The following is a 26,586-nucleotide window of genomic DNA, read 5'->3' on the forward strand; positions in this document are numbered from 1 at the left end:
GCGAGATGCTTCCAAACATGGGTACGTCCCCGGTTTTGCCTGGAAACAGGGGTACGTCCCCAGTTTTTTGAGTTACAAGCCGCTGGGGTAGGTTTCGGGCACTTCGTCCTGCTTCCACAAGGCGGAGCGTTCCAGCGGCCGCAGCGCAGTGCTGCGGTCGACGTGTACCAGCGCGTCGAACTGCCTGGCCGGGTCGGCATGGAAGTAGTGGCTGTAGCGCTCGGTGTCGGGGCGGTAGATGACGCCGATCGCGCGTTCCAGGTAGCGCGACGGCAGCCGCGCCAGCATGCTGGCGTGGCCGCGCAGCGGCAGCATGAATTGCGGCATGCCGGTGGCGATCGAGGTCTCGTGCATCAGCCGCTCCACGCTGTCCGGCCGCGACGCCACCACCTGCTTCAGTTCCGCCGGGCCGTCCCATTCGGTGGCGGCCGTCACGGTGCCGGTGTGGGTCGTGAAGCCGAGCAGGAAGATGTCGTCCGGGCGATAGCGTTCGCGCACCAGCTGGCCCAGGTTCAGCTGGCCGTGCTCGCCCATCTCGGTGGCCCGTGCATCGCCCAGGTGCGAGTTGTGGGCCCACACGACGATCTTGCCCGGCCGGCTGGTGCGCTGGCTGATGTGCTCGCGCAGCGCCTCCAGCGTTTCCGCCATGTGCGAATCGCGCACGTTCCACGATTCGTCGCGGCTCTGGAACATCGAGCGGTAGTAGGTTTCGGCATTGCGTGCCACACGCGCGTTCTGCTGCGCGTAGAACAGTTCGTCCGGCACCTGCCCACCCGTTTCGCGCACGTGCAGGCTGGCCTGGCGCGTCAGCTCCAGCAGCTGCCGCATCACTTCTTCCTCGCAATGGGGCTTCATGCCGAATGTCGTCGCGTAGCCGTACTGCTGCGGGTCTTCGGCCATGTGGTCGATGCAGGCGTAGCGCTGGCGCGCCCGGTCGGCGGCTTCCGGGTCTTCCCTGTCCAGGTAGTCGATCACCGCATGCATCGACTGGCGCAGGCTGTACAGGTCGAGTCCGTAGAAGCCCACGCGGCGCACGCTGCTGGCCACGTGGGCATTGTGCAGGCGCAGCCAGTTCACCAGGTCGACGATCTCGTGGTTGCGCCACATCCACTGCGGAAAGCGCTTGTAGCCGGACAGCGCGCCCTCGGCGGTCATGTCGTCGCCGCCGTGCTGCACGTAGCGCGACACCCGCAGCGCGTCCGGCCAGTCCGCTTCGACGGCGATCGCGTCGAAGCCCTTGTCGACGATCAGCCGCTTGCTGATTTCCGCGCGCAGCCGGTAGAACTCGCGCGTGCCGTGCGTGGCCTCGCCGAGCAGCACGATCGATGCGTCGCCGATCGATTCGAGCAGGTAGTCGAAATCCTCCGCGGCCGAAAAGGGCCGCGCCTCGCCCTTCAGGGCGCCGATGATGGTCTTGTCGGTCATGATGGTCTCCCGAAGCTGATGTGGCCACCATAACGCACTCTGTGCGACACTGGCGCAGCATAAAAAATGGAAACAATGCATGTGGACTGGCGTAATGTGCGGCCTGCTGGCGGGCGCGCTGTGGGGAATGGTGTTCATCGTGCCGGCGCTGCTCTCGGCATTCTCGCCGCTGGAGCTGGCCCTCGGCCGCTACACGGCGTATGGCGCGATGGCGTTCGTGCTGCTGCTGCCGAAGCTCGCTAGCCTGGCGCAGCGGCTCGACCGTGACGATTGCGCGGCGCTGCTGCGGCATGCGCTGGCGGGAAACATCGTTTACTACATGCTGCTGGCCACGGGCGTGAAGCTGGCCGGCGTGGCGCCCACGTCGCTGATCATCGGCGTGCTGCCGATCACCGTCACGCTGCTCGGGCGGCACGACCACGGCGCCGTGCCGCTGGCCCGGCTGGCGCTGCCGCTGGCCGTCGTGGCGGCCGGCATCGCCTGCATCAACGTCGACGTGTTCGCCCATGCACGGGAAGCCGGGCGGCCGCTGTGGCAGACCGCCACCGGCCTTGCCTGCGCGGCGGGAGCCCTGCTGTGCTGGACCTGGTATGCAGTCTACAACGCGCGCTACCTGAAGGCCAATGCGCATTTCAGCAGCGCCGAGTGGTCGGCCCTGTATGGCCTGTCGACGGGCATCATCGCGCTCGCCATCGCCGTGCCGGCGCTGGCGCTGCGCCACGGCGAAGTGACCGGCGTGGCCGGTGCGGCCAGCGGGCGCGACTGGGGATTGTTCTGGACCTGCAATGCGCTGCTGGCACTGGGCGCCTCGGTGATCGGCAACCAGTTGTGGAATATCGCCAGCCGGCGCGTGCCGGTCACGCTGTCCGGCCAGCTGATCCTGTTCGAGACGCTGTTCGCGCTGCTGTACGGATTCATCTACCGGCAGGCCTGGCCACGGCCGCTGGAAGCCGCCGCCATCGGATTGCTGGCCGCCGGCGTGCTCTGGTCGGTGCGGGTGCACGCGGCCGAAGAAGAGATCACTCCCCAGTAAGCGCGCGCACCAGTCCCGCCATCTCCGGGGCCCGGCCGGCCAGGCCGTCGGCCACGCCGGCCCGGTCGGCCGCGCTGCGGTTCTGGCTGACCTTCCATTTCGCCGCGATATGGGCGATGGGAATCTCGATGCCGACCACGGCGCGCGTCAGCGCCGCCACGAAGTCGGCCGGCGCATCGTCGAGGCTCCACGGCCGCGGCAGCGCGGCTTCGTGTGTCGCCGTGAGGTCGCGCATCTGGCGCTGCAGCCACGCTCCGTCGCTGGTGACGCGCGCAGTACCGCGCACCTGCACCATCGCGTAATTCCAGGTCGGCACGACCTTGTGCGTCTCGGCCTTGCTGGCATACCAGCCCGGGCTGACGTACGCCTGCGGCCCCTGGAACAGCAGCAGGCATTCGGCGCCGCCTTCCAGTTCGCGCCACAGCGGATTGGCGCGCGCCACATGGGCGCGCAACGTGCCGTGCGGGCCTTCTTCCGGATACAACTGGAAAGGCACAAGATCGGCCGTCAGCTCCATGCTGCCGGCCACCACCAGCGTGGCCAGCGGATGGGCGCGCATCAGCGCATGCTGGACGGCCAGGCGGTCTTCGGCGAACTAGGCGGGGTTGTACATCATGGGCTCCTGGCAATGAACCGCCAGTGTAGCGGTGCACGCGGCGCGGCCAAAGGGCCACGCCGCGGCGCCAGGGTGGAGCCAGGACCGGAGGCTGCGCCGGGAAAGTGACCGCTCAGTCCATGTAGCCGCTGTCGGCCAGTGCATCCTGCACCAGTTCGAGCCGGAGCACGGGATTGTCCTGGGCCAGCAGCAATTGCTTCTGCGCGAGGTCGATATCGAGCAGTTCGCACCAGCGGTTTGCAACCCAGCCACTCTCGTCGAGGCGATATGGCGCCCCCATCGGCATTTGTGCCGGCGTCACGCCGCGCTCCTGCAGCGAGCGGATCAGCGAACCCAGTGCATTGGCTACATCCTGCTGCTCGGCCGGCACCGGTACCGTCAGGTCGTCAGGCAGGCGTTCGACGTTTGCCATCCACAGGCCGTGCTTCAACTGTTCGGCCGCCTGCAGGCGAAAGCGCTGCGTACCGAGGCAGGTAATATGCATCAATCCCGGCAACGGCGCCGTCCAGTCGACGATGCGCGCCAGCGTGCCGACCGGGGCCAGTATTTCCTGCTGGCCGGGCTTGCGCACTTCCTCGCCCTCGGCCAGCGCCACGACGCCGAATTCCTCCGATCCGCCGATGCACCGCTTGATCATGTCGAGATAGCGCACCTCGAATACCTGCAGCGCGAGACGGCCATCGGGGAATAGCACCGTATTGAGCGGAAATAATGGAATCATGCGGCATCTTTGCATACATCGGACCGGGGCGGCGCTCACCTGGCATCTTCCGGTCAACGGAATGTTACGCAGGTAAACATCAAGAACGATGCCGAGGCCGCCGGGTCAACAGCGCGCTGCCGCAAGCCGGGGCGCGATACGCTGCGCGGGTTGTCTCAACCCTAGGAGGACACCATGCTGGCGAATACCGAAGTGATGGCGACGATCGCGGTGCGCGATATCGCGGCGGCCCGGGCGTTTTACAGCGATGTGCTGGGACTGCAGGAAAACCCTGTCGGCGGCGAGGCGGAGGGCGAGGTACTGTCTTATCTGAGCGGCAGTTCGCAGATTATGGTTTACCGTTCGGAGTTTGCCGGCACCAATAAGGCCACCGCGGCAACCTGGACGGTAGGTGACGAAATCGGTGAAATCGTCGCTGCACTGAAATCGAAAGGGGTGGCATTCGAACATTATGAGATGCCGGGGCTGCAACTGGACGGAGATATCCATGTCGGCGAACAGATGAAAGTCGCCTGGCTCAAAGATCCGGATGGGAATATTCTGAGCATTACTGGGAATTGAACGGATGCGGGGATAGAAGCCGCAAGCGTTGGGAGAGCGCCGTGCCCGGTTGTCCCGGCGGCCAGGCGGATGTGCCGGCCAGCGCTCCTCGAATACATGGACTATGCCGTATCGATGAGGAGACATGGCAGGCAGTTTGAATATATCGCCACCCTGCCTGGAAAGCAGTAACTTATTGCTGCTCCTGAATGCACCGGTGTGTTGAATATTCGCCACACCGATTCGCCACACCGGCGCATTGCCCGCGCCGGCATGGCGATGTTAAAGCTCGGGTTCGCTTAAAATCGCCCCGCCCTGCACCGCGCTGCCGCTGCCATCGCCGCATTACGGCCATGGCATTCCCGGCATTATTACTTGATCAGGAACTCTTCCTTGGCGCGGCCTTCCAGCCATTTCGGCGCACGGCCGCGGCCGGTCCAGGTCTGGCCGGTTGCATCGTCACGGTATTTCATCGGCACCGGTGCGCGCGGCTTGACGGGCTTTGCCGATTTGACGGCAGGACCCAGGTCAGCCAGGGTCAGGTTGTGTTCACGCATGATCGTGGCAATGCGCTCCTTCGCTTCGGAAATCTCGTTCCGACGGGCCAATTCAGCCTGCTTCTGCAATTCAGCGATCTTGGCCTGGTATTCCTGGTAAGTCGTCATCTCAAATCCTTGGTAAGTGAAAAAGTACGCCTGAAGCAGTACGTATGACAAAGTCCGCGTACAGAGCGCGCGACAAGAGTTGCGCACTCACAGAGTGCCGGAGTGCGCGTGAGAATCTGTGAGAATTCAATGTCCCGCCAATTTACCATAAGACTGCGGCGGCGTTCCACATATATTCACACTAAATGTCGTGTAAGCTTACGCGAGAATAAAAACCACCCTCATAAACTCAGGCCATGAATACCATCCCACTTGCCATCAATGCGCCGGACGCCGCACCACGTACCAGGCCATCGCTGTTGCCATCGCCGTTCGCGGAAATGACGGCAGGCCGTGTGAAGCAGCCGCTCGGCGATATATTCGGGCTGAAGAATTTCGGCGTGAACCGCTGCACGCTTGCACCCGGAAGTATCTCCGCACTCTTGCATGTGCATACCACGCAAGACGAATTCATTTATCTGGTGGCTGGCGAAGCGGTACTGGTTACCGATGAAGGTGAAATGGTAATGACGCCGGGAATGTGCGCGGGATTCAAGGCGGGAGGTCGCGCGCACCGGCTGGAAAACCGTTCGGCGGCCGACGCGGTATTCCTGGAGATCGGCGACCGTTCGGCGGGCGACACGGCCGTCTATCCGCGCGACGACCTGGCTGCCGTGTTCGATAACGGCAGCTGGCGGTTTTTACACAAGGATGGATCGCCGTATTAACCCGGCGCCATGAATCGGGCCGGGCCCGGCCCGGGTTCCCGCGGCAACGCTCAGAAACGCATTTCCAGCGTTGCCCGCCCCTGTGCATAGCCGGGATAGATGCTGGTACGGCGCAGCGTGCCGTTCCCGTCGAGGTACGCGGAGTCGCCCAACGAATCCTGGCCGAGCAGGTTCGAGACGGCCACGCGCAACTGGTACTGCGGGTTGAACTTCCATAACGCGTACACGTCGAGGTCGCGCCGCACGCTCTGGTAGCCGGTCTGGTTGATGTCGATGCGCACCGGGCCGCCATCGCGGAAGGCGAAGCTGGCACCCGTGGCCAGCTTGCCGTCGCGCGAACGGTAATCGGCACCGAACGTGGCCGACAGCGGTGTTTGCTGGTCCAGGCGATTGTCCGGCCCCGGCACCACGTCCACGCGCGACCAGTTGCGCGCCACGCTGGCCCGCAGGTCGACAGCGGGCGCATCGTCCAGCACAGCCGCCAGCGGGAACTTGGCTTCCAGCTCGATGCTCCGGGTCGTGGCATTGCCGTCGTTGACCGGCGTGGCGATCCACCGGCCGTTCTCGAGGAACAGTCCCTGCCGCGTATAGCCACTGATGCGCCGCATCGAGGCCGCCGCCGACAACAGCGCATTGTCGCCCCAGTAGTGCTCGTACGACGCGTCGATGCCCGAGGCCAGTTCGGGCTGCAGGTCTGGATTGCCGCGGCGATCGGGCTCGGTCTGGCTGTTGTTGGTGGACGTGAAGCGCCGCGGCACCAGGTTGTTCGGGCTCGGCGCCTTGTAGGTACGGGTCAGCGCCAGGCGTACCTGGTCGCGGCTGTCCGGCAGCTTGTACAGGGTTTGCGCCAGCGGGCTCCACACGCTGTTGGTCTGGCTCACGGTGTCGAAGCTGTCGCCCTCGCTGGTGGTTTCAATGCCTTCCCAGCGCAGGCCGGCATAGACCGACCAGCGCGGCGTGAGATTCCACTCATCCTGCGCGTACAGCGCCAGCCTCGTGACCTTCGCCTCGTAGCCCTCGTCCGAATCCACCGCGGCATAGCCCGGCAGGTCGGCCTCGTCCTCGGTGCGCACGTCGTCGCGCAGCGTCAGGCCGGCATCCCAGCCCATCGACAGCGCATGATCTTCCAGCCAGGGCGCGGAGTACTTGCCCTGGGTGGAAAAGCCCTTTTCGGTCGTTTCGCTGAGAACGGTCGCGTCGCGCCCCAGCACGGCGGCGCGGTAGTCGAACTCGTGCCACGTGCCGTCCGAGCGCATGCCGCTGATGCCCGCTTTGGCATCGAGCTTGCCGCCCTCGCCCAGCCGTTTTACCCAGTTCAGGTCGGTCCGGGCGAACAGGCTGCGGTTGCTGTTGTACATATCGCGCACATCGAAGCGCGGCGGCGTGCCCAGTTCGGTATCGATTTCCTGGTAGCCGTGATAGCGGTTGCGGTTGAAGTTGACGAAGGTTTGCGACGTCAGCGTATCGCCGCCGCCCAGGTTCCAGTTGAGCCGCGGAGCCAGGTTCATGCCTTCCCAGCGGCCGCCGTCCTGCTGGCGCGTGTGGCGCACCATGCGCAATTGACCGGCCGGGTCCACCAGCGTTTCCTCGACCGGGGAGGCGCGATCGTAGGTGCCGCGCCAGAAATTCCCGCTCAGCGAATACGACAGCGCGCCGTCCTTGTCCGACAGCTGCAGGCTGCCGCTCGGGCTGTTCTGGTCGGCGCTCTTGGCGGCACTGAGCTTGAGCTCGCGTTGTGCCGTCTTGACGGCCCGTTTCAGCACGATATTGATCGTGCCGGCGATCGACTGGGTGGAAAACTCGGCGCTGGCGGCGCGCACGATCTCGATGCGTTCGATCACGTCCGGCGACAGCGTATCGATCGAGAAACCAGCCGGTGCCCGTTCGCCATTCAGCAGGATCTGCGTGTAGCCGCTGCCCAAGCCGCGCATGCGGATGTCACCGCCGCCCCGGCCGGAGCCGCCGACCGTCACGCCGGGAATCCGCTTGAATACATCGGTGATCGCCGTATCGCCGTAACGCTTGATTTCCTCGTCCGAGACGACGATCTTGCTGGCGGTATCGTCGCGGCGCGGATCGTAGGCTGCGGCGGCGCCCTTGATTTCAACGGTCTGCATCGGTTCGGCCGGCTTTTGCGGCTCCTGTTGCGTGCGCTGTTCGCCGGTGTCGGGCAGGGTTTGCACAATATTGGCGAATGCGGGCAGCGAAGCGAGAATGGCAGCCGTCAACGCGGCCAGCTTGAATGGAATGAGGGAATTGGGCGAACGCATGGAAAACGTTTTATTGTAAAAAATTGAACGATAAAAAGCGGTGGTAGCGCTATTTTGCCGGAGTTTCAATCGAACAGCTTACATTGCCGGAAATATTTCCGGGTGATTCCCGCGCCATTGCCCCTGCGTGCGCGGCTATAATGCGCGCTGATCCAACCAATATTCCTTATCAGGAAATCCATATCGTGTCCGACCGCCTTGCCGTCCTCCCGCAATACCTGCTCCCGAAAGGAGCATTGACCAATTTCGCCGGCCGCGTGGCGGGCGCGAAAGGCGGGGCAATGACGACGCGGCTGATACGCTGGTTCGTCGGCAAATACGATGTGAATATGGCCGAAGCGGAAAATTCCGATATCGCCAGCTACCACAGCTTCAACGAGTTCTTTACCCGTGCGCTGAAACCCGGCGTGCGCCCGATTGCCGACGTGCCGTTCGTCTGCCCCGTCGATGGCCGCATCAGCCAGTTCGGCGCGATCGAGGACGACCAGATCTTCCAGGCCAAGGGCCACAGCTTCACGACGACGGCACTGGTGGGTGGCGACCGCGCCCTGGCCGACCTGTTCCGGCATGGCAGCTTCGCCAACCTGTACCTGTCGCCACGGGACTATCACCGCATCCACATGCCGTGCGACGGCAAGCTGACGCGGATGATCTACATTCCCGGCAGCCTGTTTTCCGTGAATCCGACGACCGCGCGCGGCATTCCCGGCCTGTTCGCCCGCAACGAGCGCGTGGTCTGCGTGTTCGACACGGCGCACGGCCCCTTCGTGATGACGCTGGTGGGCGCGACGATCGTCGGCAGCATGGCCACCGTATGGCATGGCGTCGTCAATCCGCCGCGCCAGGCGGACATCCGCGAATGGTCGTACCTCGACCAGCACATCATGCTGCGCAAAGGCGAGGAACTGGGCCGCTTCCTGCTGGGCTCCACCGTCGTCATGCTGTTCCCGAAAGACTCCCTCGCCTTCAACCCCGGCTGGCAGCCTGCCGGCGCCGTGCGGCTGGGCGAACCGATGGCCGCACTCCCGTAGTGTTCCCAGGCAAAACTGGGGACGTACCCTTGTTGTCAGGAAAATGGCGATAGGTGCCCGCTGGCTGCTTTGGCAGCTTGTCGGGCAAGCGGAGCTTTCCAGTCGCACGTCGGCCTCGTGACAGCCAGTTTCCCAAGAACAGGGGTACGTCCCCAGTTTTGCTTGGAAACAGGGGTACGTCCCTATTTTTTTGCGCTTGTGTCGTGGTGTGCTTCGAGCATGTCGAGGAAGGCGCGGGTCTTTGCCGGCATCAGCCGGCGGCCGGGAAACACGGCGTAGCCGGTGACGGCGGGGAAACTCCACTCGGGCAATACCTTGACCAGCGTGCCGGCGGCCAGCAGTGGTGCGGCGTAGCGGTCGGTGCAGCTGGCGATGCCGGCGCCGGCGGCGGCGAGCCGGGCCAGCAGTTCCGGCGAGTTGCCGGTCATCCGCACCGGCACTTCGCGCTCCCATTGCACTTTTCCCCGCGATAGCGTCCACTGCGCCATGCCGGACGCGGTACGTGACAGCCCCAGCAGATCGTGCCTGAACAGCTCGTCCGGATGCGATGGCAGCCCGCGCAGCACCGTGTACGACGGCGATGCGTACAGCGACCACGTGCTGAGCACCACCGGCCGGGCGGCCAGCGTGGCGTCGTCCGGCAGCGCCCCCATCCGCACGGCGAGATCGAAACCTTCGGCGACCAGGTCGACACGCCGGGGCGACAGATCGAACTGCAAGGAAACGGCCGGATATTTCGCCATGAACGCCGGCAGCAGGCTGCCCATGACTTCATTGGCGAAATCGGCCGGCATCGACACCTTCAGCAAGCCGTTCGGGGCGCCCTGCCGGTGCTGCGCCAGCGCGCCCGCGGCCGCCGTTTCCTCCGCCACCTTGCGCGCGTGTTCGAGCAGGCTGGTGCCGAATTCGGTCAACACCAGGCGGCGCGTCGTGCGCTGCAACAGGCGTTCGCCCAGCCGGGCTTCCAGCAGCGACAGCCGCCTCGACACGGTCGACTTCGGCAAGCCGGTCCGCTCGGCTGCCTGGCTGAAGCTGCCTGTTTCAACGATGCGGGCAAACAGCAGCAGATCGCTTGGGTCGATATCCACGTGCAGCCTCCTTGATTGTTCCACTAGTGGATGAATGTTATCCATTTTACCGTCTTTATCGGCACGAATGGAACGCGTAAAGTACATCCATCGCAGCAATCAACCAATTCAACGGAGCACACCATGAACATCCTGCAAATCAATTCCAGCGCCCGCAGCAACGGTTCCGAATCCACCCGCGTGGCCGACGCGATCGTCGCGAAGCTGGCGGCCGGCGGCAACGCCACCGTCGTGCGCCGCGACCTGGCCGCGGCCCCCCACCCTGTGCTGGACGAGGCCGCCCTGCAGGCCCTGTTCACGCCGGCGGACCAGCGCAGCGCCGAGCAGGCCGCCCGCGTGGCGCTCGACGACGCGCTGATCGCCCAGGCACAGGCGGCCGACGTGATCGTGATCGGCGCGCCGATGTACAACTTCGGCATCACCGTGCAACTGAAAAGCTGGTTCGACGCGATCGCCCGCGCCGGCGTCACGTTCAAGTACGGCGCGACCGGCCCGGTCGGTCTGCTGACGGGCAAGAAGGTGTATGTGGCGGTGACCCGCGGCGGCCTGCACAAGGATGCCCCGTCCGACACGCAATTGCCGCATCTGAAGGCCTTCCTGTCGTTCGTGGGCCTGACCGATGTACAGTTCGTGTTTTCGGAAGGCCATGGCCTGGGCGCGGACGCCGTGGCCCGTGCCCGCGCCGACGCGGACGACCAGATCAACGCCGTGCTGGCTTAAGCCGGCAAGCAGACAAGCAAGCAAACCGCCAGTATCGGGAACAAGGAGAACAATCATGAGCAACAACGCAGAAACCGTCCGCCGTCCACGCAGCGTGGAGCGCGTGATCCAGGGCCAGGCCGTGATGGATGGCGCGGGCGTGAAGATCAACCGCGTGCTGACCCAGCCGCTGCAGCGCCGCCTCGATCCGTTCCTGATGCTGGACAATTTCGGTTCGGAAGAAGCCAGCGACTACCTCGCCGGCTTCCCCGACCACCCGCACCGCGGCTTCGAGACCGTGACCTACATGCTCGAAGGCCGCATGCGCCACCGCGACAGCGCCGGCAACGAAGGCCTGCTGGAAAACGGCGGCGTGCAATGGATGACGGCCGGCCGCGGCGTGATCCACTCCGAGATGCCTGAGCAGGAAGCGGGCCTGATGGAAGGCTTCCAGCTGTGGCTGAACCTGCCCGCGAAAGACAAGCTGATGAAGCCCTGGTACAAGGACTTCAAGGCCGCCGACATCCCCGCGTTCACCACCGCCGAAGGCGCCACGGTGCGCGTGATCGCCGGCCACAGCCACGGCGTGACGGGCGCCGTGACGCGCGACGTGACGGAACCGGTCTACCTCGATGTCGAACTGCCGGCCGGCGCCACGTTCAGCCAGTTGCTGCCGGCCGGGCACAACGCTTTCCTCTATCCGTACCGCGGCAGCGTGACGGTGGCCGGCAAGGTGGTGGCGGAGCGCAGCATGGCGATCCTGGCCAACGAGGCGGAGGCGGACGGCGCCACCGTCGCGGCCCCGGCCGCGGCCGCGGCCCGCTTCATCCTGGTCGCGGGCCGCCCGCTGAACGAGCCGATCGCCCAGTACGGCCCGTTCGTGATGAACACGCAGCAGGAGATCCACCAGGCGGTGCAGGACTTCCGTGCCGGCCTGCTGGGAGAAGAAGCCCAGGACGCCACCTGACCGCGGCAGCGTGGTCGGCTAGAATGCACGCATGACCACGCTGATCGACCTGTTCAAACGGCTGAGCCGGGCCCTCGGGCTCGACACGGCCGACTCTTTCCCGCCCGGCCACGCCTACGCGCGCACGCGCTGGAACGCGGCCTACTTCGACATCGCTTCCGACGTCAAGCCGGACGACATGGAGCGCCGCATCTGCGAAGCGATCGCCAACACGCCGCTGGTCTTCGCCCACATCACCAATCCCACGCCGCGCATGCAGCGCGCGCTGTTCGGCATCCTGGAACAGCGTTTGCGGCTGCACCACGAACGCGAGGCGGCGCAACTTGCCGCCCTGCTGATACAGGCTTACCGGAGTCCGCATATCGTCGAAGCGATGCCGGGCCTGAAAGCGGCAATCGCCGCCACCGCGCACGATGAGGCTCCGGCGCGCATCCGTACGGTGCTCGACTTCATGGCGCAGCGGGATGCGCCGTTCGACGTGATCGAGATGCGCTGAACCGCGCTTCGACAGTCGGGCTGCAATCGCAGGACCTCGAGATGATTGCCTCGACCTGCCACGACGGCATGCCGGCAGCGGCATGCACCGCCATCCCCGCGTTTTCTGCACGTTGCGGACACACCTCCTCAAATACTAAATGAGCCACTGCCTGCGCACGATTAAAAGAAACTATATTAATTTATTTTTAATACAGGATTGCTAACCGAGCTCGACGGTATTAGATTAGGAGCGGTTCGGCGCTGAACAACATACAAGAGAAGTCTTCCTTAACCACAGTTTTTGGAGCCAAATCGTGCGTATGTCCCTCTCTGCGAAAACCGCTGTCGCTACCGCCGTCCTGCTGCTTTCCGCCAGTGCCGCGCAAGCGGATATCACTTCCTATTCCAGCCAGTCCGCCTACCTCGCGGCCGTCGGCAATACCGGCGTCGATACCTTCGACGATCTCGGCATCGAACCCTACGAGGGCCCCTTGATCCGTGACGCGGGCGACTATTCGTATGAACTCAGCACCGGTCCCGAGACCGCGGAGCTGTGGGGCGCAAGCGACGATGGCACGGATATGTGGGTAACGCCGGGCTGGAGTGGCGACGGACTGACCTTCACGCTGAACGGCCCGGTTGCCGGCGCCGGCGGCTTCTTCTTCGGTTCCGACCTGTTCGGTCTCTCGGCACCGCTCGATGCCATCACGATCACGGCAACGGACAGCAGCGGCGCCACGCTGACCTACACGATCGAGGCACCGGAATCCGGTTCCTTTGTCGGCTTCGTGTCGGACGTGGCACTGACCTCGCTGTTCGTCCTGCGTGGCGAGAATGACCCGGGCGTGTTCACCACGGTCAACGACCTGCACCTGTCCGTGGCAGCCGTGCCGGAACCGGAAACGTACGGCATGATGCTGGCTGGCCTCGGCCTGCTGGGCTATGCCGCGCGCCGCAAAGGCCGCACGTCGTAACGAGGTAAACACGGGCTTGTCCGGCGACAGGGCGGTCCGTGCGGCCGCCCTGTGCATTCAGGCCGAGGCCCCGGCCGGGAGCGCCGGCCGCGCCACGGCCGGCACGTATTTTTCACGCAGCAGCATGAACGGTGTTTCCACCACCTTGTACAGCAGCCAGCCCGCGCCCAGGCTGGCAACGGCCAGTACCGCGATACCGGCCGCCCCGCCCGGGTCGGTGCCCATCGGCCGCAAGGCCTTGGCCAGCACCACGCACAGCTGCTTGTGGGTCAGGTAGATCGCGTACGACCACACCGCCACGCTGCCCGCCCCGGGCACCCGCATGCGCGCGAGCAGCGACGCGGGGCTCAGCGCCGCCAGCACCAGCAGCGCAAAACCCAGCGCCAGCAGCGGATAGCCGAACACGGTGACCGCGTGGCCGAAGTGGTCGTCCAGGAACAGCTTCATGGCCAGCGACGTCACCAGGATGCCGGCCGCCAGCGTCCAGTTGCCGAACGATGTGATGCGCACCCACAGCGGCGCATGGCATTGCCGGATCATCGCCAGCGCCACGCCGGCCAGCAATTCATCGAACCGGCACAGCGTGGCATAGTAGACCTCCGTATAGAACCGGCCGTTGCCCCATTGCGGCGGCCGGGCCTCCTGCCAGCCCATGTCGCGAAACAGCATGCCGGCCAGGAAACCGCAGGCCAGCGCACACCAGCCCAGCGTCACGGCGTTCCGGCAGCGCGCGATCAGCAGCGCCACGACCGGCAGCACGAAATAGAACTGCTCTTCCACGCAGAGCGACCAGGAATGGGAAAACCGCGTGCCCGGCACCAGGCCGAGATTGAGCGTAAAGGTCAGGTATTGCCACCACGGCGCGTGGCGCGTGCCGTCGATGAACGGCGGCCAGAATGCGTAGAGCGCCAGCACCACGTAATAATTGGGCAGCGTGCGCAACAGGCGGCGCGCGGCGAACCGGCCCATCGAGAAATTGCCGGCGCGCAGGCCGGCCAGGATCTGGTTGCCGATCAGGTAGCCGGACAGTGCGAAGAACAGGTCCACGCCCGTCCAGCCGATCTTGCTGACGAAGCCGAACGTGGCTTCGTCGGTCACGAAGCTCATGTAGTGATTGGCGAACACGAGCACGATCGCGAGGGCGCGCAGCGTGTCCAGGCCGGGCTGGCGGGTGGAGGGTTGCATGGCCGGCATTGTACTGCCGCGCCCTGCGGCGGCGCTAAAATGGCGCTCTCATTGTTTCGAGGACCAGCATGAACCGCACACTGCACTTCCGATCCCTCCATTACGCGGGCCAGGGTCCGGGCCCCCGGCTGATCGTCACCGGTGCCGTGCACGGCAACGAAACGGCCGGCACGCAAGGCATCGAACGGGTGATGGCGCAGCTCGACAGTGGCGACCTCGCCATCGTCAACGGCAGCGTCACCTTCGTGCCGGTCGTCAATCCCCTGGCCTACGCCAAAGGCGAACGGGCCGGCGACCGCAACCTGAACCGCAACCTGTTCCCTAAGGCCGATCCGCAGGATTTCGAAGACCGCGTCGCCAACTGGCTGTGCCCGCTACTGGCGGCACATGACGTGCTGCTGGACCTGCACTCCTTCAACTCGCCGGGCGAGCCGTTCGTGATGGTGGGCCCGCGCGACAACGATGGTCCGCTGGAACCGTTCCGGCGCGAACGGGAAGAACGTGCACTGGCCCGTGTGCTGGGCGTGCGGCGTTTCGTCGACGGCTGGCTGCGCACGTATGGCGCGGGCGTGCGGCGGCGCCTGCGCGACGATAGCCGGCTTGAAACGGTACTGCGCTACGGTGTCGGCACGACCGAGTTCATGCGCACGACCGGCGGCTATGCGCTGACGCTCGAGTGCGGCCAGCACGACGATCCGCAGGCGCCCGACGTGGCGCACCGCGCCATCCTGAACACCCTGGCGCACCTCGGCCTGATCGATGCGCCGCGGCCCCCTCCCATTCCGCGAGAACGGATGGAAGTGCTGTCGATGGACGAAGTGCACGACAAGCGCGGCGATGGCGACACATTCAGCCGGGCATGGACCAGCTTCGACCGCGTGCACCGGGGCGACGAGATCGGCCGCCGGGCCGATGGCACGCCGGTGCTGGCCGAGGCCGATTGCGTCATCCTGTTCCCGGACCGCGCGGCCACCGCCGACAGCGAGTGGTACTACCTGGCGCGGGTCAACGGCGATTTCTGAGGCGCCCGCCGGCCCGGCAACCGCGGCACGATCATGCCATGGGCCTGCGGAGCAATATTTAAACCATTAAAACTCCTGTTTGAAGCGTTCCCTGCAAGGGTTGAATTTATATCGTACTATCCCGATATGCGTATCGGAGCAATACGATAGACGCATCGAGAAAACCTGATATGACTGAACTCGACATCGACGCCATCCACAAGGCACTGGCCAACCCGGTCCGCCGCGACATCCTCGGCTGGCTGAAGGAGCCGGAAACGCATTTCGCCGACCAGCTTCACCCGCTCAGCCTGGGCGTGTGCGCGGGCAAGATCGACGAGCGCTGCGGCCTGTCGCAATCGACGGTGTCGGGCCACCTGGCGGTCCTGCAAAAGGCGGGGCTCGTCTCGGTGACGCGCCTTGGACAGTGGAATATGTTCAAGCGTAATGAAGAGGTCATCGCGGCATTTCTCGATCACATCAACACTGGCCTGTAACGCAGACAACACTGCGCAGGCACTTTCTACAGGAAACGATATGACCACTCTGTTCGACCCCATCACCATCGGCGGCGTGACGCTGAAAAACCGCGTCGTCATGGCGCCCCTCACCCGTGCCCGCGCTGTCGGCCCCGGCCGCGTGCCGAACGCACTGATGGCCGAATACTATGCCCAGCGTTCCGGCGCCGGACTGATCCTTTCGGAAGCCACCTCGGTGACGCCGCAGGGTGTCGGCTACGAGAACACGCCGGGCATCTGGTCGGATGAGCAGGTCGAAGGCTGGAAACTGGTGACCGAAGCGGTCCATGCGAAGGGCGGCAAGATCTTCCTGCAGCTGTGGCACGTCGGCCGCATTTCCGATCCCAGCCTGCTGGACGGTGCCGCGCCGGTAGCGCCGAGCCCGATCGCGGCCAAGGGCCACGTCAGCCTGCTGCGTCCGATGCGCCCGTACGCGGTACCGCGCGCGCTGGAAACCGCTGAGATCCCGGGCGTGGTCGCCGCATACCGCAAGGGCGCGGAAAACGCCAAGCGGGCCGGTTTCGACGGCGTGGAAATCCACGGCGCCAACGGCTACCTGCTCGACCAGTTCCTGCAAGACAGCACGAACCAGCGCACCGATGCCTACGGCGGCCCGATCGAAAACCGCGCCCGCCTGCTGCTGGAAGCAACCGACGCGGCCATCGACGTGTGGAGCGCCGACCGCGTCGGCATGCACCTGGCACCGCGCCGCGATTCGCACGACATGGGAGATTCGGACCCGGCCGGCACGTTCGGCTACGTGGCACGCGAACTGGGCAAGCGCAAGATTGCCTTCATCTGCGCGCGCGAAGCCATCGGCGAAGACAGCCTGGGCCCGCTGCTGAAGAAGGAATTCGGCGGCGTGTACATTGCCAACGAGCAGTTCAGCCTCGAAGCCGCGCAGCAGGCGCTGAACGATGGCACCGCCGACGCGATCGCCTGGGGCAAGGACTTCATCGCCAACCCGGACCTGCCGGAACGCCTGCGCACCGGCGCGTCGCTCAATCCGCAGCGGCCGGAGCTGTTCTACGCGCCCGGCGCGGAAGGGTATATCGATTATCCGGCGCTGGCCTGACGCCTGGCCCATGCCGGCAGCCATTCACGGAGATGGCTGCCGGCTATCTGGCGGACAGGTGGCAATTGTCTGCCGACTGTCTGCCGACTACCTGCCGGCTCCGCCGGCTTTCCGGTCCTTACCGCGGCACGCTGTAGTTGACCGGCACGAACCGGTAAGCCTTGCCGTTGCCGCGCAAGTGCCCCAGGCCGGGGAACGGCAGGTGTGCCGCACCGATCAGGTAACCACCCTTGGCGGCGTTCGCGAACGCCGCCTTGCGCGCTGCCAGCGCCGCCTTCGTATCGCTGTCGAAGTCGATCGTGACCGATGGATCGTCGAACTGGATGAAGTGCGCGTGCATCAGGTCGCCGATCAGCACCAGTTTCTCGCCGCGGCTTTCGATGACATAGCTGGTATGCCCGGGCGTGTGGCCATAGCTGGACGTTGCGCGGATACCCGGCACCAGGTCCGTATCGCTGTCGAACGGCTTGAAGCGGTTCGCGCCGGCATACGCGGCCAGCGACGCCTGGGCACCCTGGAAGAAACCTTTCGCCTGTTCCGGCGCAGCGTCCTGCTTCGCCTTGCTCAGCCAGAAATCCGCATCGTGCCGGTCCGCGCGCACCACCGCATTCGGGAAAGCGGCCTTGTCGGCATTGCCCAGGCCGCCAACGTGGTCCGGGTGCAGGTGCGTGAGGTAGATTTCATCTACCTGCTCAGGCTGGTAGCCGGCTGCCCGAAGGCTCGCTTGCAGCTTGCCCAGCGTCGGGCCGAACAGGCCGCCGGCGCCCGCGTCCACCAGCACCAGCTTGCTGCCGGTATTAATGAGGTAAGCATTGACCGACGTTTCAACCGGCGCTTTCAGGAAATGGTTGGACAGCGCGCTCTGCAGCTTCGCCGGCTTTTCATGCAGCAGCTTGTCCATCGGCAGATCGACGGTCCCGTCGGACAGCGCGGTGACTTCGATGTCGCCGACCATCATGCGGTAGAAGCCAGGCGCCGGGGTCTTCGCCAGGGGCGCGGCCGCGCTGGCGGCACCGGTCACGGCCAGCAGCGCGGCGGCGATCGCGGAACGAGTGAAAATAGTCATGGATGGATGTTCTTGTATGTTGCGGGATTCAGAGATTACCCGAAACACCATTCCCCTGCAGAGAACTCGCGGCCCCTGGCCGCCGCTTCAGAAACTGAGCGGCACGCGTACCGACAGCGACACGTCAGGCGTGTCGCGCGTCAGCCCGGCGCCGACCGTGACGTTGACGGTACGCCGGTCGCTCAGGCGGTAGGAGAATCCCATCAGCAGGGTGCCCAGTTGCGTGCGCACCGAGCCGGGGACCGTCATGCCGTTCTGCTTCGTGCGCCCCATCGAGCTATGGTCGTAGCCCAGGCTCAATGAAGCCTTCTCGTTCAGCGCCAGGCCGATGCCGAAGTTGAAGCCGATGACCGCGCCAGGCTTCACCTCGCCGAGCGGCTCGGTTTCGCCGTTCAGCACGCGGCGCGACACATCGCTGCGCTTGACGTTATGCAGGTAGCTGACGCTGCCGAAGAAAATCGCCGGGTCGCTGGGAAACAGCCAGGTCACGCTTGGCTGTACGCCGTAGAAGCCGGACCCCGTGGGCAGATCCAGCGGCAGGCCGGTACCGGTCGCATTCGCCCCAATGCAGCGCCGGGTGCAATCGGTGACGACTTCGAACGGGTCGCGGCCGGTACGGGTCTTGACGCGCAGGCCGGCCACGTAATAAGGCTTGTCGACGCCGCCATCGTTCAGTTGATGGCGCAACGACATTTCCACGTCGCCAACGGCGCGCCCGCTGGTATCGAACACGCGTTCGACGGCGGTGCCGGTAAACAGTTCGCGGCTTACCGTGGAATCCGAGCGGTACACGTAGGGCACCCGCACTTCGACTTCGGTGCGGTTGGTCAACCCGTGCCGGGCGGCCAGCGCCGCGGTGAAGGTATTGCGCTTTACTTCGCGCACGTCGATCAGCCCGATCAGCAGCGCCGGGATGATCGTGTAGCCCACCAGTGCCACGCGGTTGCTGGACGAATAACCGAACTGGAACGACGGCTCGAGCACGGTGCGGCCGCGCGCCGTCAGCACACCCGGCGCCTCGAACAGCGGCGCCACCTCGGGCGGGCGCAGGTCGCGCGCGGGCGCCTGCCCGACCGATCGAGAGGGGCCGGCGGCCGATGCGGCCGATGCAGCCGGCTGCGTGCCTGTGCCGGGCGGCGGCAGTGGCGGCTGCGGCTGCGACTGCGCAGCCGGGCCGGCGCCGCGCATCGTCGCCAGGACCGTGGGCGGCAAGGGACGCGGCGCCGGTGCGCCTGCCTGTGCCGACGCCCCCTCCCAGCCATCGACACTCGGCACCGCCGGCATGGTGCCGGGAGCATCGTCGCGCGCCATCGCCAACGCCTCGCGCAGTTGCCGCAGCAGCGTGCGCTGCTCCGCGAGTTCCTGGCGCAACCGATGCAGTTCGGCCGAAAGCTCGGCCGCCGTGGGCCCCTCGTCCAGTGCCGCCGGTGGCGGTTTACTCTGCGCCAGCGCGCTCAGCATGAACAGGGACAGGCCGGCCGAACCGGCGCGCAGGGTCTGGACGAAGCGCATGGGTGGCTCCTCGGAGTGATGGTCGAGTGGTGCGCGGGGTGGAAACGGAAAGGCCGCTCAGCGCGGCACGATGGCTGTCGACAGCGACTGGCGCAGGCTGTCGCCGAAATGCATGTCGTTCAGGATCGACAGGCTGTTGACGGTGGCGTCGATCGTGGTCTGGCTGCGGATCAGCTGGTCGTTGGCGCTGTTTTGCAGGACCAGGCCCGCCAGCGGCTGCGCTGCCTGTACCAGCGCGCTGCCTTCGCCGACACGCGCGACCTGGAACGTCGACAATGCGGATCGGCCCGCCAGCGCGGCAGCGTCCATCGACAACTGGCCGCTGGCGATGGTGTTGCCGTTCAGGCTCAGCACGCGGTCGACGGACAGCGCGACCAGCAGGCCGTTGCCGGTCTCGAAGCCGCCCCGGGCATCGGCCAGCACCTGTTCGGCGACCGGTTGCCATTCGGCCGGGCCACCACTGGCGGCGGCAGCGGCGCCGGCAGCGGCAGGTGCATGGACGGCTGCATCGGTGGCCGCATCGGTGGCTGCATGGGCCGCTGCATCGGTGGCTGCATGGGCCGCTGCATCGGCGCCTGCATCGGTGGCGCATGCCGGTGCGGCCAGGCATGCGGCGGCCAGGTATGCGGCCGGCAGATACACGGTGGCCAGCACGCGCGCGCGGGGCAACGGCAACCATGGCTTGCTCATCTTCACTCTCCTTTTAAAAATCGCCGGCGTCGAGCTTTGGCAGCGTCACGCGCCCCAGGCCTTCGCGCCCCAGTGCATCGCCGGGGGGCATGCGCGGCGCCACCACCCAGTCGGATCGTTCATTGAAGCGCGCTTTCGCTGCGCGGTCATGGATCACGAACAAGAGTTGGTTCAGCCAGATCGCCTCGAATGCGGCGCGCGGCAAGGCGCGCGTGCCGCCGGAAGGATCGCCGAACAGCACACGCCCGTCCCGTACGCCCTTGACGACGACAAAATGCCGGTAGCCATGTTCGGCCACCAGCACGATTGCAGGCAAACCCGCCTTGGCGAGGCTGTCCAGCGGCTGCTGGAAACCGTCCGCCGTGAAGCCGTGCGCCGCGAGAAAACGCTTCATGTCCAGCAGCGAGAAACCTTCCTTGCGAATGCGCCGCTGGTCGCCGCCAGCAAACATTTCCGCGAATGCCTGCTGTTCGCTGACGGGGTAGGCGTAGTGATGCGTCAGCAGCGTGGCCAATGCCGCCGAGCCGCAACTGAAGTCGTATTGCTGGCGCACGGTGGCGCGGTAGCGCGATTCCTTCAGGCTCACGACCCGCATCGACACAGGGCCGCTGCCGGCGAACGGCACGTCGACGGCACGGGCTGGCGTAGCGGCCACCAGCCACAGCAGTAGTGCCAGGCACGACGTTAGTCCCAGGTACGAAGGCAGTGCCAGGCACGAAGGCGACGCCCGCCACGGCACGGCGGCGGCGGACCGCGGCCGCGGCACGGCCGGCCCGCTCCGGGCCGTCCGCCATGGAAGAGCGTTCATCGGATCTGCACGTTGACGATGGTTGCGTTCTGGATCAGCACGTTGGCGCCCGAGTTCTGGATCACCATCGGCAAACCCGATGCATTGCTGAACGCGCCATCGGTGATATTGTTCGTCCCGGTAACCACATTGACCGCGCTGTTGCCGCCAACGGTGCCGCTCAAGCGCATGTCGCTCCACGGCGTTTCGGTGCCGCCGCGAAGCTCCGCCAGACTGGCATCGCCGAGCGCGCCTGCCGCGTTATCGGGCCTGTCATCGGGCACGCTACCGCGCGGCACAGCGGCTCGCACGGCCGGATTCGGGACAGCCGGCAGGCCGCGCACCGCCTTGGCTAGCGGCAGCGGATCTGCCGCTACCGCGAATAGTTGCAATCCGGCTTCTCCAGCGGCAGGCGCCGTGGCTGCCGGCACACTCGCCATCAACAATGCCGCCGCCCCGGCCAGCTGCGCACAGCCGCGCCACCGCGCCGACGCCATGCGTATCCGGCATGCAGGGTTGGCAGGCCCTCCTCCCGCCTGGGTCATTCGATCGTGCATGTTGCCTCCACTGTTACGGCATCGGGTCGCGCGAACGCACGGCTGGAGCCGGCAGTCCGCGCACTCACGTCCACCTGGCCAGCCACCCGGCAACCGTGCGATGAAAGCGTGGCCGATTCTCCTGCGCCACGCCGCGTCGCGCTGCCCCGGGATAGCCGGCTACCCCGGGGTACCGCACGTGCCTGTCAGGAAAAGCCATCGCTTTCATCTACCACGCCGTTGCCGGGCGACCGCAAGTGGGTCGCATCGCACTCCCTGCTAGCGCCCCACCGCCAGGTTGGCCTGCACGTTGACGCTCTGTTGCACGAGCGAGCTGATGCCGCTGTTCTGGCTGATCACGGAAATGCCCGCCGCCGATTGCGCCACGCCGCTCATCGTGTTGGACATATTGAAGGTACCGGCATTGACCGTGTTGGTACCGCCCGCGCCACCCGTGCCGCCCGCGCCGGCGCCGCCCGCCGCGTTGCCGGCCGTGGTAGCGCCGGTCGCGCCGCCTGCCCCACCCGTGCCTGCGCCGCCGGCGCCGCCCGCGCCGCCGTCACCGGCCGTGGCATCGCCATTGGTCGCGCTGCCACCGGTCCCGGCACCGCCCGTGCCGGCACCCGCAGTTGCCGTACCGCCCGTGCCCGCGCCACCCGCCGCACCGGCGCCCGCCGTGTTCGATGCGCCACCGCTGGCCGCACCCGCGCCACCGGCCGCACCGGCTGCCCCGGCACCGGCAACGCTGCTGCCGCTGCCACCGGTCGCACCTGCGCCACCCGCGCCGGCCGTGCCGGACGCGCCAGCGCCGCCGGCCGTCGCGGCCGCGGCACCCGCGCCGCCGCCACCCGAGGTGTTGGTGCCGCCTGCCGCGCCGGCACCTGCCGTGCTGGTGCCGGCGGCACCGGCACCGCCAGCGCCGCCGGTACCGCCACCGGCGCCTGCGCCACCCGCCGCTCCGGCGCCCCCTGCCCCGCCGGTCTGCGTGCCCGCGTTCGCGGTGCTGGCGCCCGTCGTGGCCGCGCCACCACTGCCGGCTCCGCCACTGCCGGCGCCGCCCGTGCCGCCCGCACCGCCGCCCGCACCGCCACCCGCTCCGCCCGACGTGGTGCTGGCGGTCTGGTCACCCGTGCTCGGCGGCGGGTCGCCGGATGGCGTGCCGCTCGTCGTGCTGGCCGTGCCGGCGCCGGAGGTACCCGCGCCACCATAGCCCGCGGTGCCGGTGCCTGCACCGCCAGGGCCGGTGCCCCCGGTACCATTGCCGGAAGATGCCGAGGTGCTCACGTCGGCTCCGCCGGAATCGGCATTGCCGGCCGCGGCACCGCCACCACCCGCGCCGCCGGCGCCGCCCAGGCCGCCCAGGCCCGCGGTGCCGCCGGCACCACCCGTTGCCGCGCCCGTGCCACCGCCACTGCCGCCAGCCGCGCCGGTGGCATTGCCGCTGGCACCACCCGCGCCGCCGGTGGCCGCACCGGCCACGCCGCCGGCACCGCCAGTGCGCGCACCGCCCGCAGCGCCGCTACCGCCGGCGCCGCCATAGCCATCCGAACTGGTGCCGCCCGCGCCGCCGTAGCCGCCGCTGCCGCCCGCGCCGCCAGCGCCGGTGGTGGCGCCTGTAGCGAGGCCGCCGGCGCCGCCGGCGCCACCACTGGTCGCGCCATTGGTGGCATTGCCGCCGGTTGCCATGCCGCCCGAACCCGCGCCGCCGGTGGCACTACCGTTGGTGGCCACGCCACCGATGCCGCCGGCAGCGCCCGCCGCGCCGGTACCGCCGCCGCCAGCGCCGGCCGTGGCCGCCGCATTGCCGCCCGTGGCGGCACCGCCGACGCCGCCCGCGCCGGTACCACCACTGGCGGCGCCGTTGTTGGTGGCGACATTGCCGATGTCCTGCACGGTGTTGCCGGTGACGGTGCCTGTCAGTGCGCTGGTCGCGGTGGCGCTCGAGGTATTGAACGCATTGTCGAGGTTGGTGGTCGCCGTCGCGCCATTGTTGGCGGCGGCGGTACCGGTCGCCAGAGCGCTGGCGTAGCCGGTGCTGTTGTTGTTGTTGTTGGCCTGGGTGTTGTCACGGTTGGAGCTGGCATCGCTGTAGCTGTTGTCGATCGTTGCCGTGGAAGCGTCGTTGGCATGGGCTCCGGCGCCGCTCTGGGTCACCGCCGACGTCGGATCGGTGGTCTGGGCATAGACCCCGCTGCAGGCGAGCGCGATTGCCGTGGCAAGCATTGTTTTCTTCATTTGATTTCCTCACTGAAGTAGTTGGCCGCGATAGGAAGTTCCGTCATCGTTTCGATGCGATTCCGCTGATGGTTTCTCCGAAACGCCGCGGGTTGCGTGGTCGATTCCCGCGTCAGTGGCTTATCGCAAGCTTGGTGCCATGCGGCTGCAGATTCGCTAAATGGTTGAAATCGTTGGTATTTCACCGTGCGGCACCGCAGGCTGGGAATGGCGTATGTCACTCGGGTGCAACAAGCGGACGGAACTTTATGGCTGCTTGTTCCCGCTGGGTTCACCCTGCAATAAGGATCGGGAGGGACTGTCACATCCGTGTGACTGCCGGAAGTGCGGCGAACGCGGCCGCGCGATCGAATGACGCGCCGGTGTCGGTCCGGTGTCGGTCCGGGTGTCGGTCCGGCCAGCGCTCCGTGCTCGACCGGGAGGCGTCACGGACCTTGCCTTGCCCTCTCGATCGCGCCGGCAGCCGCGCGTCAGCCTTCGCGCTTGCGCGCCGGCGGCGCGATACTGTGCTTGGCCATCAGCCGGTACACCGTCATGCGCGACACGCCCAGTTCACGCGCCACGTGCGTAATGCTCTTGCCGGCACCGAGACCGGCCTCGATGGCGCGCCGTTCGGCCTGCACGCGGGCGCCGTGCAGCGCCAGCGCCGGCACGATGGCGCCGTCCAGGCCCAGGTCGTGCGGCATGATCAGTCCGCCTTCCGCCATCACGGCCGCGCGGCGCACCCGGTTATGCAGCTCGCGCACGTTGCCGGGCCAGTGGTGCGCGTGCATCGCTTCCAGTGCGTCGTGCGAAAAACCGCGCACATGCCCCGAACGTTCGCGCGCGTGATCGCGGAAGAAGGTCTCCGCCAGCGCCGCCACATCCTCGCGGCGCTCGCGCAGCGGCGGCATCTCCAGGGTGAGCACGTTGAGGCGGTAGTACAGGTCCTCGCGGAATGTGCCGCGCGCCACTGCGTCGTCCAGCCGCACGTGCGAGGCCGCGATGACGCGCACATCGACCGGAAGCGGCCGCGTGCCGCCCAGGCGGTAGATCGTTTTTTCCTGCAGGAAGCGCAACAGGTTCACCTGCATGTCGAGTGGCAGGTCGCCGATCTCGTCGAGGAATACCGAGCCGCCGGCCGCCGATTCGATCAGGCCGGCACGTGCCCGGCCGGCACCGGTGAATGCGCCGCGTTCGTGGCCGAACAGCTCGGACTGCACTAGGCTTGCCGGAATCGCGCCGCAATTGATCGGCACGAACGGGCCGGCCGCCCGCGCCGACCCCTCATGCACGGCGCGCGCGGCCAGCTCCTTGCCGGTGCCGCTCTCGCCCCAGATCAGTACCGGCGCATCGGCCGCTGCCACCTTGCGCAACTGCCGGCGCAGGCGCGCGATCGCCTCGCTGCCGCCGGTAAGGCGCGAAACGTGCGGTTCGGCGGCATGGCGCGCTTCGCCGGATGCCGCGTCCAGCTTGGCCATGCCGTGCGCATGCCCCAGGGTCTGCCCCAGCCGCGCCGCATCCACCGGCATCGTGTGAAAATCGAGGCAATGGTCGGCAACGAGCTTGCGGCAGGCGGCTTCGTCGAGCGCGGTTGCGGAGCAAAGCGCGATCCAGCGTGTGCGGCTGTGTTCGCGCAACAGTCGGTCGAGCGGCCCGATGACGGCATGCCTGTCGAGCACGACAATGCCGACCGGGATCGGGTGCGCACTCAAAACCGCATGCGCACCGGCGGGGTCGCGCGCTGCGTGGATCGTGAATCCGGGCGCTGCGGTGTCCAGTACGGCTGCGGTATCCGCATCGGGAGTTGGAACGCAAAGCAATTGTCTTAATTGCATTTTAATATCAACAATTTCGTGAGAACAAGGCCAGTCTGGCCGTCGGCACCTTATCGGGCCTGCGCTTCAAGCCCCCGGGCAAGCCATACACACCGCCTTGCCGCGCCGTATGGGCACGGATAGAATGCCGTCCGCGGTTTCATGAAGTGAAATCAACCGTTCCGGTGGATGCCGGGCTACCGCGCCAACGTCAGAACAAGGTAAGCATCACATGAGCACGAGCAACGGAGACATGAACAGCGGCGACGCGAGCGACGGCACAAGCAACGGCACGAGCAACGGCGCGAACCGCAGCGGCGCTACCGGCGGCAGCGCGGACGAATACCAGCTGCACCCCGACCGGCTGCCAGGGGTTGGACAGCGCCTGGCCTTGCGAGTTCTGCATTTATTTGGCTGGCGCGTGCTTTACCGCCCGTTGCCGGGGCCGCGCGGCATCGCGGTGGTCTACCCGCATACGTCGAACTGGGATTTTGTCATCGGATTGCTGAGCAAATGGGCAATGAACCTGCCTTTTCGCTGGCTGGCGAAGGATTCGATGTTCCGCATTCCGGTGCTGGGCAACTGGTTCCGGTGGCTGGGCGGCCAGCCGGTCGACCGCAGCGCGCCGCAGGGCATGATCCGGGCGCAGGCCGAACGCATGCATGCCGGAAGCTGGTACTGGCTGGTGATTACCCCGGAAGGCACACGCGGCTATCGGCCCAGCTGGAAGAGCGGCTTCTACCATCTGGCGCTGGAAGCAAAGGTGCCCCTGGCGCTGGTATGCCTTGACTATGCGAACAGGACGCTCGATTTCACGCAGCACCTGTGGCTGACGGGCGACCAGGAGCGGGACCTGGCCGCGATCCGCGCCGCATACGAGGGATGCGGCGGCAAACACCCCGGGAACGCCGCCCCGATCGTGCTTGGCGAACGGCGCAAGGAGCCGCGCCGCCCGGCCTGATCCCGCCTGGC

The 26,586-nt window shown here is 66.6% G+C and carries 25 protein-coding genes and 1 pseudogene; 12 read left to right on the top strand and 14 right to left on the bottom strand.

The annotated features are described in order from the left end of the window. Positions 1 to 72: 72 nt before the first annotated feature. Positions 73 to 1,425 carry an erythromycin esterase family protein gene (locus ACY34H_RS03995; RefSeq protein WP_464976195.1) on the bottom strand — a complete coding sequence of 451 codons (1,353 nt, stop codon included), beginning with the start codon at positions 1,423 to 1,425 and terminating at the stop codon, positions 73 to 75. Positions 1,426 to 1,504: 79 nt separating this feature from the next. Here ACY34H_RS03995 and ACY34H_RS04000 point away from each other — a divergent pair, with 79 nt between their 5' ends. After that, positions 1,505 to 2,458, top strand: coding sequence for a DMT family transporter (locus ACY34H_RS04000; RefSeq protein ID WP_464976196.1), 954 nt, complete (start codon positions 1,505 to 1,507; stop codon positions 2,456 to 2,458). On the opposite strand, the pseudogene ACY34H_RS04005 reads toward ACY34H_RS04000, so the two are convergent. Continuing rightward, positions 2,445 to 3,041 (bottom strand): annotated as a pseudogene (locus ACY34H_RS04005) (FMN-binding negative transcriptional regulator); the annotation flags it as partial. The gene ACY34H_RS04000 and the pseudogene ACY34H_RS04005 sit on opposite strands and share 14 nt — an antisense overlap. Before the next feature lie 145 nt (positions 3,042 to 3,186). Beyond that, a complete protein-coding gene (locus ACY34H_RS04010) occupies positions 3,187 to 3,795 on the bottom strand; it encodes an LON peptidase substrate-binding domain-containing protein (RefSeq protein WP_464976197.1) in 609 nt (202 codons plus the stop codon). A gap of 174 nt (positions 3,796 to 3,969) precedes the next feature. Here ACY34H_RS04010 and ACY34H_RS04015 point away from each other — a divergent pair, with 174 nt between their 5' ends. Beyond that, positions 3,970 to 4,356, top strand: a complete 387-nt coding sequence (locus tag ACY34H_RS04015; protein ID WP_464976198.1) for a VOC family protein — start codon at positions 3,970 to 3,972, stop codon at positions 4,354 to 4,356. Positions 4,357 to 4,706: 350 nt separating this feature from the next. Here the strand turns inward: ACY34H_RS04015 and ACY34H_RS04020 are convergent, their stop codons facing one another. Next, positions 4,707 to 5,000: an H-NS histone family protein gene (locus tag ACY34H_RS04020; protein WP_464976199.1), complete on the bottom strand. Its 294-nt coding sequence runs from the start codon at positions 4,998 to 5,000 to the stop codon at positions 4,707 to 4,709. Positions 5,001 to 5,236: 236 nt separating this feature from the next. Here ACY34H_RS04020 and ACY34H_RS04025 point away from each other — a divergent pair, with 236 nt between their 5' ends. Continuing rightward, the gene (locus tag ACY34H_RS04025; protein WP_464976200.1) at positions 5,237 to 5,707 is read left to right on the top strand and encodes a cupin domain-containing protein; all 471 of its coding nucleotides are present in this window, start codon (positions 5,237 to 5,239) and stop codon (positions 5,705 to 5,707) included. Positions 5,708 to 5,757: 50 nt separating this feature from the next. Here ACY34H_RS04025 and ACY34H_RS04030 read toward each other — a convergent pair whose 3' ends face one another. Then, a complete protein-coding gene (locus tag ACY34H_RS04030) occupies positions 5,758 to 7,977 on the bottom strand; it encodes a TonB-dependent receptor plug domain-containing protein (protein ID WP_464976201.1) in 2,220 nt (739 codons plus the stop codon). A 185-nt stretch (positions 7,978 to 8,162) separates the two neighbouring features. On the opposite strand from ACY34H_RS04030, the gene asd reads away from it, so the two are divergent. Then, complete coding sequence (gene asd / locus ACY34H_RS04035; protein ID WP_464976202.1) at positions 8,163 to 9,008, top strand: archaetidylserine decarboxylase; 846 nt, start codon at positions 8,163 to 8,165, stop codon at positions 9,006 to 9,008. Positions 9,009 to 9,190: 182 nt separating this feature from the next. On the opposite strand, the gene ACY34H_RS04040 is transcribed toward asd, so the two are convergent. After that, the gene (locus tag ACY34H_RS04040; RefSeq protein WP_464976203.1) at positions 9,191 to 10,096 is read right to left on the bottom strand and encodes a LysR family transcriptional regulator; all 906 of its coding nucleotides are present in this window, start codon (positions 10,094 to 10,096) and stop codon (positions 9,191 to 9,193) included. Between the two features lie 123 nt (positions 10,097 to 10,219). On the opposite strand from ACY34H_RS04040, the gene ACY34H_RS04045 reads away from it, so the two are divergent. From ACY34H_RS04045 to ACY34H_RS04060, 4 genes are all read left to right on the top strand, one after another. Continuing rightward, positions 10,220 to 10,816 (top strand): FMN-dependent NADH-azoreductase, encoded by a 597-nt coding sequence (locus ACY34H_RS04045; protein WP_464976204.1) that lies wholly within the window; start codon positions 10,220 to 10,222, stop codon positions 10,814 to 10,816. Positions 10,817 to 10,871: 55 nt separating this feature from the next. Next, a complete protein-coding gene (locus ACY34H_RS04050; protein WP_464976205.1) occupies positions 10,872 to 11,762 on the top strand; it encodes a pirin family protein in 891 nt (296 codons plus the stop codon). 31 nt (positions 11,763 to 11,793) lie between these two features. Further along, complete coding sequence (locus ACY34H_RS04055) at positions 11,794 to 12,258, top strand: hypothetical protein (RefSeq protein WP_464976206.1); 465 nt, start codon at positions 11,794 to 11,796, stop codon at positions 12,256 to 12,258. Positions 12,259 to 12,559: 301 nt separating this feature from the next. After that, positions 12,560 to 13,213: a PEP-CTERM sorting domain-containing protein gene (locus tag ACY34H_RS04060; protein WP_464976374.1), complete on the top strand. Its 654-nt coding sequence runs from the start codon at positions 12,560 to 12,562 to the stop codon at positions 13,211 to 13,213. Positions 13,214 to 13,270: 57 nt separating this feature from the next. Here ACY34H_RS04060 and ACY34H_RS04065 read toward each other — a convergent pair whose 3' ends face one another. Then, complete coding sequence (locus tag ACY34H_RS04065) at positions 13,271 to 14,398, bottom strand: acyltransferase family protein (RefSeq protein WP_464976207.1); 1,128 nt, start codon at positions 14,396 to 14,398, stop codon at positions 13,271 to 13,273. A gap of 68 nt (positions 14,399 to 14,466) precedes the next feature. Between ACY34H_RS04065 and ACY34H_RS04070 the strand changes: the two genes are divergently transcribed. The 3 genes from ACY34H_RS04070 to ACY34H_RS04080 all read left to right on the top strand — a co-directional run bounded on the left by ACY34H_RS04070 (position 14,467) and on the right by ACY34H_RS04080 (position 16,992). Beyond that, a complete protein-coding gene (locus tag ACY34H_RS04070; RefSeq protein WP_464976208.1) occupies positions 14,467 to 15,420 on the top strand; it encodes a M14 family metallopeptidase in 954 nt (317 codons plus the stop codon). A 170-nt stretch (positions 15,421 to 15,590) separates the two neighbouring features. Beyond that, on the top strand, positions 15,591 to 15,896 hold the full coding sequence (locus tag ACY34H_RS04075; protein ID WP_464976209.1) for an ArsR/SmtB family transcription factor: 306 nt from the start codon (positions 15,591 to 15,593) through the stop codon (positions 15,894 to 15,896). A 40-nt stretch (positions 15,897 to 15,936) separates the two neighbouring features. Further along, complete coding sequence (locus ACY34H_RS04080) at positions 15,937 to 16,992, top strand: alkene reductase (RefSeq protein WP_464976210.1); 1,056 nt, start codon at positions 15,937 to 15,939, stop codon at positions 16,990 to 16,992. 118 nt (positions 16,993 to 17,110) lie between these two features. Here the strand turns inward: ACY34H_RS04080 and ACY34H_RS04085 are convergent, their stop codons facing one another. The 7 genes from ACY34H_RS04085 to ACY34H_RS04115 all read right to left on the bottom strand — a co-directional run bounded on the left by ACY34H_RS04085 (position 17,111) and on the right by ACY34H_RS04115 (position 25,635). Further along, positions 17,111 to 18,058, bottom strand: coding sequence for an MBL fold metallo-hydrolase (locus tag ACY34H_RS04085; RefSeq protein WP_464976211.1), 948 nt, complete (start codon positions 18,056 to 18,058; stop codon positions 17,111 to 17,113). A gap of 87 nt (positions 18,059 to 18,145) precedes the next feature. Further along, positions 18,146 to 19,570, bottom strand: a complete 1,425-nt coding sequence (locus ACY34H_RS04090) for an acetate kinase (RefSeq protein WP_464976212.1) — start codon at positions 19,568 to 19,570, stop codon at positions 18,146 to 18,148. A gap of 57 nt (positions 19,571 to 19,627) precedes the next feature. Next, positions 19,628 to 20,260 carry a hypothetical protein gene (locus ACY34H_RS04095; RefSeq protein WP_464976213.1) on the bottom strand — a complete coding sequence of 211 codons (633 nt, stop codon included), beginning with the start codon at positions 20,258 to 20,260 and terminating at the stop codon, positions 19,628 to 19,630. Between the two features lie 13 nt (positions 20,261 to 20,273). Continuing rightward, complete coding sequence (locus ACY34H_RS04100; RefSeq protein WP_464976375.1) at positions 20,274 to 20,954, bottom strand: C39 family peptidase; 681 nt, start codon at positions 20,952 to 20,954, stop codon at positions 20,274 to 20,276. Positions 20,955 to 21,064: 110 nt separating this feature from the next. Beyond that, positions 21,065 to 21,604, bottom strand: a complete 540-nt coding sequence (locus ACY34H_RS04105; RefSeq protein ID WP_464976214.1) for a hypothetical protein — start codon at positions 21,602 to 21,604, stop codon at positions 21,065 to 21,067. Positions 21,605 to 21,862: 258 nt separating this feature from the next. Next, positions 21,863 to 23,818: a hypothetical protein gene (locus tag ACY34H_RS04110; RefSeq protein ID WP_464976215.1), complete on the bottom strand. Its 1,956-nt coding sequence runs from the start codon at positions 23,816 to 23,818 to the stop codon at positions 21,863 to 21,865. A 470-nt stretch (positions 23,819 to 24,288) separates the two neighbouring features. Next, positions 24,289 to 25,635 (bottom strand): sigma-54 dependent transcriptional regulator, encoded by a 1,347-nt coding sequence (locus ACY34H_RS04115; protein WP_464976216.1) that lies wholly within the window; start codon positions 25,633 to 25,635, stop codon positions 24,289 to 24,291. 211 nt (positions 25,636 to 25,846) lie between these two features. On the opposite strand from ACY34H_RS04115, the gene ACY34H_RS04120 reads away from it, so the two are divergent. After that, complete coding sequence (locus ACY34H_RS04120) at positions 25,847 to 26,575, top strand: 1-acyl-sn-glycerol-3-phosphate acyltransferase (RefSeq protein ID WP_464976217.1); 729 nt, start codon at positions 25,847 to 25,849, stop codon at positions 26,573 to 26,575. Positions 26,576 to 26,586 lie beyond the last annotated feature (11 nt).

The organism is Pseudoduganella sp. jia 9, assembly GCF_055502615.1.